Annotated in this window: 2 protein-coding genes; both read left to right on the forward strand. The window is 46.7% G+C overall.

The genetic code is table 11. The features are described 5' to 3' along the window. The first annotated feature begins 237 nt into the window (after window positions 1-237). Window positions 238-3,969 carry a magnesium chelatase subunit H gene (bchH, locus tag GVY04_21600; GenBank protein ID NBD18626.1) on the forward strand — a complete coding sequence of 1,244 codons (3,732 nt, stop codon included), beginning with the start codon at window positions 238-240 and terminating at the stop codon, window positions 3,967-3,969. Between the two features lie 296 nt (window positions 3,970-4,265). Next, window positions 4,266-6,296, forward strand: a complete 2,031-nt coding sequence (locus GVY04_21605) for a universal stress protein (protein ID NBD18627.1) — start codon at window positions 4,266-4,268, stop codon at window positions 6,294-6,296. Window positions 6,297-6,525 lie beyond the last annotated feature (229 nt).

A 6,525-nucleotide genomic window follows, 5' to 3' on the forward strand; every position in this document is an offset into this window, starting at 1 on the left:
ATTTTTGCCATCAGAATCAGCTTTCCAACCTGCCTGGTCTGGATAGGTCCAGCCCCGATAGTTTCTTCTTTTCTTGAATCGAGGAGACTTCCCTAATCCTTTGAAAAAGCAAGGTAAGTTTCTTTCCTCTGTTTGACCAACGGTCAAAGCAGGCGCCTTCCGTTTTCCGAAGGCGTAATCTTTGACCTCCGCAACCGATTTAAGATCAAAGTAGAGCGTTTCTATGGGAGGGCGGGGATGACACACCGTATCGTTCTGATTGCTGGCTTTGAATCATTCAATGCTAATTTGTATCGGGAAGCAGCAAAAGTTGCTCAGCAACAATGTCCTGAGTTAGAAATTTTTGTCTTTAGTAATCGTGATTTAGCCAATTCTCCTGAGAAGATAGAGACTGCTTTACAAGAGGCGCAAGTTTTCTTTGCCAGTTTACTCTTCGACTATGATCAGGTGATTTGGTTACGGGAACGGATTCAAAATATCCCGATTCGCCTCGTGTTTGAATCCGCACTGGAACTGATGGCGCTGACAAAGGTGGGAACGTTTACCCTTAGCGAAAAACCTAAGGGAATGCCAAAACCGGTTAAATTTATCCTCAGTAAGTTTGGGAATAGTCGGGAAGAGGACAAGTTAGCGGGCTATCTAAGCTTTTTGAAAGTGGGACCGAAGTTGTTGAAGTATCTTCCCGGTCGGAAGGTGCAAGATTTACGCCATTGGCTGACGATTTATAGTTATTGGAATGCCGGGGGTGCCGAAAACGTCGCCACGCTGTTTACCTATATCGCGAAAACTTATCTCGATTTACCCGTCGGTGAGATTCCACCGCCTATAGAAACGCCCAATATGGGTTTGTTACATCCCGATTATGAGGGTTATTTCACTTCCCCGCAAGATTACTTACACTGGTACACACAGCAGAAACCCGAAGCAACCGATCGCGCTGTGGTTGCCATCCTCCTTTACCGGAAGCATGTCCTGACCCAGCAACCTTATATCCCCCAACTGATTCGCGCCTTTGAAAGTGCTAATCTGTTACCGATTCCTCTGTTTATTACAGGAGTGGAAGGGCATATTGCCGTCCGAGATTGGCTAACCACCACTTATGAACAACAGCAGCGGGAATTAGGCAAGATTGCCACGCGATCGCTGAAAAAAGAGGCAGTAAGGGTGGATGCGATTGTTTCTACCCTTGGCTTTCCCTTAGTGGGGGGGCCCGCCGGTTCCATGGAAGCAGGACGACAAGTAGCAGTCGCCACTCGCATCTTAAACGCTAAAAATGTCCCCTATATTGTCGCTGCACCCCTTTTAATCCAAGATATTCACTCCTGGACGAGACAGGGGATTGGTGGGCTGCAAAGTGTGGTACTGTATGCCTTACCGGAGTTAGATGGCGCGATCGAGCCGGTGCCATTAGGGGGTTTAGTCGGAGATGATATCTATCTGGTTCCCGAACGAGTACGACGCTTAACGGGACGGGTGAAACAGTGGATTGCGCTGCGGGAGAAACCTCCGCGCGATCGCAAAATCGCAATTGTCCTCTATGGCTTTCCCCCCGGCTATGGCGCAACGGGAACCGCTGCACTGCTCAATGTTCCTCAATCTTTAATGCGCTTATTACGAGAACTGCAAGCGCAAGGATATAACGTCGGTGAACTGCCAGAAAGTGGCGAAGCGTTGATTCAGCAAGTGCGAGAAGCAGATGAGGCTTATTCCGGTCAACTCCCGCACATATCAGATTTGAGTGCCAGTGGGATTACAACGGTTAAAGCTAAAGCCCTTCATAAATGGCTGAAACCAATTCAACGCCGACGGATTGAGAAGCAGTGGAAATCGTTAACGGGGAGTGGAATTCGGACATTGGGCGATCACTTCTTACTCGGTGGGGTGCAACTAGGGAACATCTGGATTGGCGTGCAACCGCCTTTAGGCTTATCTGGCGACCCGATGCGCTTGATGTTTGAACGGGATCTTACCCCGCATCCCCAATACGCAGCGTTTTATAAATGGCTACAGGAAGAATTCCAAGCCGATGCTGTGGTTCATTTCGGGATGCATGGCACGGTGGAATGGTTGCCGGGTTCTCCATTAGGAAATACGGCTTATTCTTGGCCCGATACCTTATTGGGAAATCTGCCGCATCTCTATATCTATGCGGCAAATAATCCGTCTGAGTCCATGTTGGCTAAACGGCGAGGCTATGGGGTGTTAATTTCTCATAATGTTCCCCCTTATGGTCGCGCTGGTTTGTATAAAGAACTGGTAACACTACGAGATTTAATCACTGAATATCGCGAAGATCCGGAGAAAAACTTCCCGTTGAAAGAAGCGATTTGTACTAAGGTCGTTGATACGGGGTTAGATGCAGATTGCCCACTCCCTGCGCTACAAGAGCAAAATCTCACCTTTTCTTACCAAACGGTCAGTCAACTTGCACCCGAGATTTTTGATGCTTATCTCAAGGATCTCTATGACTATCTACAAGTGTTAGAAAATCGTCTGTTTTCTTCAGGATTGCACGTTTTCGGCCAACCTCCGAATCCTGAACAATTGGCGAGTTACTTGCACGCCTATTTTGATGGGCAATTGCCAGAAGAGGTTTTAGACGCAATCGCGCAAGGGGAAACCCCCATTGCAGAAGACCCACTTTTAGAAGAAGCCTTAGAAATTCGCGATCGCCTGAGTCAGACAACGGATGAAATCACTAATTTATTGCGAGGTCTCAATGGCGAATACATTCCCCCTGCGCCCGGTGGCGACTTGTTGCGAGATGGTCCCGGCGTGTTACCCACAGGGCGCAATATTCACGCCCTTGACCCCTATCGGATGCCCTCTCCTGCTGCCTTTGAACGAGGAAGCGCGATCGCGCAACAAATTATCGATCAACATTTAGCCGAAACTGGCACGTATCCGGAAACCGTCGCGGTGATGCTATGGGGCTTAGATACGATTAAAACCAAAGGCGAATCCCTGGGCATTGTCCTCGGCTTAGTGGGTGCCAAGCCGGTGAAAGAAGGGACAGGGCGCATTGTTCGCTATGAGTTAGAACCGTTAGAGCGCCTCAATCATCCGCGCATTGATGTCCTGGGCAATCTCTCAGGGATTTTCCGCGATAGCTTTGTTAATGTCATAGAATTGTTGGATGATTTGTTTCTACGCGCAGCAACCGCTGATGAACCGCGCGATCGTAACTTCATTCGCAAGCACGCTTTAGAACTGCAAGCGCAAGGGGTAGAAAATCCCTCTGCACGACTCTTTTCTAATCCAGCTGGCGATTTTGGCTCGCTAGTCAATGATCGCGTTTCTGACGGTAACTGGGATACCGGGGAAGAACTGGCGGACACTTGGCAAGGGCGCAATGCCTTTAGTTACGGTCGCAACGATAAAGGTCAAACCCGCCTGGAAATCCTTAATAATCTCCTCAAAAGCACCGGTCGCATTGTCCAACAAATTGATTCCGTTGAATACGGACTCACTGATATTCAAGAATATTACGCCAATACGGGCGCACTGAAAAAAGCAGCAGAAGTGCAAGGAGGAAAACCAGTGACCGCCAGCGTCGTGGAAAGTTTCTCTAAAGATTCCACCCCTCGCAAACTAGAAGATGTCTTGCGCTTAGAATACCGCACCAAACTGCTCAATCCCAAATGGGCAAAAGCAATGGCCGATCAAGGATCAGGCGGGGCTTACGAAATTTCCCAACGGATGACGGCTTTAATGGGCTGGGCGGGAACCACTAACTTTCAAGAAAACTGGGTGTATGACCAAGCAGCAGAGACCTACGCCCTTGATCCAGAGATGGCAGAACGTTTACGCCAAGCGAACCCGGAAGCCTTTCGCAATATTGTCGGGAGAATGCTGGAAGCCCAGGGACGTGGATTTTGGGAAGTCGATGAAGATCGCTTGCAGCAGTTACGGGCACTGTACAATCTGACGGATGCAGAATTAGAAGGAATCGTCAACCCTGCTGGTTAGATGGTTGGGTTAACTCAACCTACTCCTAAAGGTCGTGGAATTTCATGTTTTTTGTCACTAGTCATTAGTCATTGGTACCAAGGATTTTGTTGGGATGAGCATCGCTAAAATGTCCTCATTACCTCAAACTTAGCGGGCAACAGGAATTCTTGAAGAAATGTCAAACTGTTGCTGCCAGGGAAAAGTTAAATTAATAAATAATTGACAAGTGAAAATCAATAATTGACAATAACGGCAACGTAGCTGATTTTCCTGATGAGGAGGAAAAAGCCAAGCGGTTATTATTACTTATTATTATGTGGTCAAACCTAATTGAAAGTCCCTTATTTTCCTTCACAATTTTATTACTAGTTGTTCTGATTGTACCGCCCATTTTTGAGCGTTTGAAACTGCCAGGATTAGTGGGATTAATTGTTGCGGGAATTGCTTTGGGTTCTGACGGATTGGGCTTTTTAGATTCGCAATCAGAAACAATGAAATTGCTTTCTGATGTAGGCAAAATTTATCTCATGTTTGTCGCAGGATTAGAAATTGATCTCAATGAGTTTCGGAAAGCAAAAGGAAAAGCGTTGGGTTTTGGAATCACCACATTTCTCTTCCCCCTTTTAACTGGAATTTTAGTCAGTTCTTTATTTGGATATGGCATCAATGCTGCGATTGTCATGGGATCTTTAATGGCATCTCATACCTTACTAGGTTATCCGATTGTCACTCGCCTAGGGGTGGAGCGCAATCCAGCAGTCGTGGCGACGATTGGGGCAACGATTTTTACTGATATTGCTTCCCTTTTAGTATTAGCGATTTGTTTATCGATTCATCAGGGGGATTTTTCTGCTGCTAGTTTAATCTTTCAATTAATTGCTTTAGGGATTTATGCAGTCCTAGTTTTATTCGGTTTAGATTGGGCAGGAAAATTTTATTTCCGGCGCACGGGAGAGGAAGAAAGTAATCAGTTTTTGTTTGTTTTGTTAGCTGTCTTTTTAACAGCAGCAGGAGCACAATTGATTCAAGTCGATCAAATTGTTGGTGCGTTTCTTGCTGGATTAGCAGTTAATGATGTGGTGGGACGCAGCCAAGTTGAAGAAAAGATTACGTTTGTCGGGAGTACCCTCTTTATTCCCTTCTTTTTTGTGGATATGGGATTATTACTCGATTTATCAAGTTTGCGGCAAACCTTAACGGGAAATTTAGCGTTAACTGCAGCACTGGTTGGAGGATTATTTTTTAGTAAAGGTATCGCTGCAGCGATCGCGCAATGGATATATGGTTATTCCCGTACCGAAGGCTTAACCATGTGGTCTCTGTCCTTACCGCAAGTTGCTGCTACTCTAGCGGCAGCTTTAGCCGGTTTAAATCAAGGCTTGCTCGATCGCGCTTTGTTTAATGCTGTGATTATGTTAATGCTGGTAACAGCAATGGTTGGTCCCATTCTCACCCAGCGGTTTGGGCGTCAGTTACAAAGCCCTCGCCGTGCCCAACCGTTAAGATCACTCACGATTCCAGAAACGTTTGTTACCTATCCCCCTTCGCGTGTCTTGGTTTCCCTAGCCAACCCAAATACGAAAACCCATTTAGTCGAAACTGCTGCTTTACTTGCCCGCCAAGGAGAGGGAAAAGTCATTTCTTTGGCGGTCGTTATCGATGGGATGGCAGCGACCGACGATATCGAACACGCGCAATCTTTACTTGAGGAGACTCAAGAACTGAGTAATCATTTCGATGTTTCTATCCTGCCGGTGCTACGTTTAGATGACAATATTGCCCAAGGCATTACTCGCACCGCACGGGAACACGGTGCCACTTGGATTGTCATGGGCTGGAGTCCCACGACACTTCGGGAACGCTTCCTCGGTAAAACCATTGATCATGTCTTTTGGACGGCACACTGTCCAGTGGTCGTGATGAACCTCCATGAAGACCCAACGGAAATTAAACGGATTTTAGTGCCGATCGAAAATTTAAGTCCACCCAGTTGGCGAACCATTGAGTTTGCTCAATTAATTGCGCAAAATAATCAAGCCGAAGTAAGCCTCCTTCATGTGGTCCCTTGGGGAGAATCCAATGAGGAAATGGAAGCCTTTGAAGAGGGGTTGAAGGACTGGCTGCTGTGGCATAACTTTCATCTGCCGATACATATCCAAACCATGGTGCATGACCATGTTCCAAAAGCAATTATCGAAGTTGCCCAAGAGTATGATTTAACTGTTTTACGAGCTTTGCGTCGCCAAACGGCAGGAGGACTAGCGGTCAGTGATATCACTACCGAGATTGTTGCGGACTTACAAGGATCATTAGTATTAGTAGCAGAACCGCTATACACTGAGTAATCTGTCAGTTATGAAATGATGGATTCAGGTTGGGGGAGAGTGAGTGAGGCGATGACACTGATTCCTTAAAAAAACCCCTCCCTGCATAAACAGAAAGGGGAAATTTTTGTAACTGCCGAGGTAGGAGAGAGAGCTGACTGACGAGAAGAAGAAAGTGATAAGATTGGGTGCATGACCCCAAAAGAACAAACCCAACGCCTCATCGCCTTAGAAACAGAAAACCAAGCTC

Source organism: Cyanobacteria bacterium GSL.Bin1, assembly GCA_009909085.1.
In the GTDB taxonomy this organism is placed as follows: domain Bacteria; phylum Cyanobacteriota; class Cyanobacteriia; order Cyanobacteriales; family Rubidibacteraceae; genus Halothece.

Excerpts from the sequence above, each read along its gene's own strand:
- bchH (NBD18626.1), top strand. The coding sequence starts at position 238 with ATGACACACCGTATCGTTCTGATTGCTGGCTTTGAATCATTCAATGCT.
- GVY04_21605 (NBD18627.1), top strand. The coding sequence starts at position 4,266 with ATGTGGTCAAACCTAATTGAAAGTCCCTTATTTTCCTTCACAATTTTA.